This window comes from Brevibacterium sp. SIMBA_078 (assembly GCF_046534565.1).
Classification (GTDB): Bacteria; Actinomycetota; Actinomycetes; order Actinomycetales; family Brevibacteriaceae; genus Brevibacterium.
The window spans coordinates 1-271 of record NZ_JAWRYQ010000224.1; the positions used below are offsets into that span (position 1 = coordinate 1).

Genomic DNA, 271 nt, shown 5'->3' on the forward strand with positions numbered 1-271 from the left:
CATCGAGTCAACAGGGATTTCAGAACCGATTCCAGTTGCACAAACCTTTACTTATGTTGATGAAGAGCTGGGGATTGATTTAACGAAAGCTTGCGAAATTGACACTATGATTACCGTTGTAGATGCGGCACGCTTTATGGAAGATTATGAAAGCGGTGAGACATTGCTAGAGCGACAGCAAACAGATGACAACTACGATCAGCGGGATGTGTCAGATTTATTAATTAATCAAATTGAATTTGCCAACATTATTGTTGTTACAAAACCTGAT

At 39.5% G+C, this 271-nt stretch carries 1 protein-coding gene; it reads left to right on the forward strand.

What is annotated here, in order from left to right; translation table 11 throughout:
* On the forward strand, positions 1-271 hold a 271-nt coding region (locus SB749_RS19520), incomplete at both ends, for a GTP-binding protein (RefSeq protein WP_410711766.1).